Source organism: Cryobacterium sp. MDB2-A-1 (assembly GCF_004402675.1).
GTDB classification, from domain to species: Bacteria; Actinomycetota; Actinomycetes; order Actinomycetales; family Microbacteriaceae; genus Cryobacterium; species Cryobacterium glucosi.
In genome coordinates this window covers 1-1512 of sequence record NZ_SOFK01000047.1, presented here as the reverse complement: position 1 = coordinate 1512, position 1512 = coordinate 1, and the positions used below count along the sequence as shown (strand labels likewise).

The 1512-nt window shown below is 67.1% G+C and carries 1 pseudogene; it reads right to left on the bottom strand.

What is annotated here, in order from left to right:
• Positions 1–141 precede the first annotated feature (141 nt).
• Positions 142–1510: pseudogene (locus E3O39_RS17465) on the bottom strand (IS1380 family transposase).
• Between the last annotated feature and the right edge of the window lie 2 nt (positions 1511–1512).

Below are 1512 nucleotides of genomic sequence, written 5' to 3'. Positions count from 1 at the left end.
GCTTAGCCTCGATCCACCGGTCGGCTTGGGTGAGCGGTTTCGCTCGGAGTTGATCTGAGGTTCCTGGTGGTGGGCATGGCGGTGCGGCCGGCCTTGCTGCCGGTGGTGTTCCTGCTCCGGTTGCGCCGTTTGGCTGGGTGGTCAGATGGTCGCGGTTCGCGGCGGGCCGCAGGCCGCCGTGAACACGGCCTGCCAGCCGTCCTCCCAAGGCCAACTGGCCGGTAAATGCAGCCGGAGTTTCCGGGCCGAGGTCGAGATTCGGGCCGGGACCTGGATGAGTTTGCGGCGGATGGTGCCAGAGCGCGCCTTCCCGAGGTCGGTGCTGGTGAGGGTGCCGACGGCGCGGGATAGGTTGAACGCGATCGTGGCGAGCACGAGCCAGGCCGCGTTCGCGGTGAAGATCCCCGACGGCAGGTGCGCGAGCGCACTGTCTTTGAGGTCCGCGTTGATCTGCTCGATGATCGCGTGTTGCCGGTGGGTTTTATCAGCCGTGACGGTGTCCAGGGTGCTGGTCGTGAAGAACGCGTGGAACCGGTGCGTGTCGAACAGGGTCGGCTGCCCGGTGCCCTCGAACGGATTCAGCTCCGGGATCCGCCGGACGACCAGGCGCCCGGTAATGCGTTCGCTGAGCCTCCTGGAGCTGAACGCGGTGAAGGGAATCTCTGCGACTTCGGCGGAGGAGATCCATTTCCCGGTGGTCTCGTCCCGGATCGCGTCGGTGTATTCAATCGTCGTCCACGCGTCATCAGCGATCGCAGCGATCGCGCGCTTCACGGCCGGGTCCATCCGGGCGGTGATCGATACTTTCGCGCCAGCCCGGTGCGCGGCCGCGACGACCGCGTGGCCGTAGAACGCACTGTCAGCGCGGACGAGTACCAGGCCGGACGCGGTCTGTGACCGGAGCCGGCGGACGGTGGCGAGGATGTCGCCGACGAACTTCCCCGCCCCGCGCGGGGACCCCGGCGGCGCCTTTGCGGAGCCTGGACCCGATGATGATCGGCGCGGACACCGTGGTGGACACGATGCCGATCAACGCGTTCAACCCGCGGACCCCGGAGTAGCCGTAGCCGGAGCCTTGCTTCTGGTAGCCGTGGACTTCCTTGATGGTGTCGTCGATATCGACCAGGGCGTAGTCGTTGATCCCAGCCACGATCGGTGCCGTCTGGGCGACGTTGACCAGCCACCGCCACGCGACGGCGTCGAGTTGACGGACGTGGCCGAAGGTGAACGCACGCAAGAACGAACCCAACGTGGACGGCGCGTAAGCACCGACGAAGAGTTTCTTCATCCCGCCGTGGCGAAGGACAGCCATGTCGTCGATGGAGTCAGCGCCGGCGACCATGCCCGCGACCAGCGCGGTGACCTTCAATCCGGCGTTCGCACCGAAGTAGCCCGGCAGGCTCAGCCACCGGTTCGCGAGCTCGCCCAGCCCCGTCGACGCCGCCAACAACATCGCGGGAACGAGGCCGGCGAGCGACACGAGATTCCCATCGTCGAAGGTCGCGGACAGAG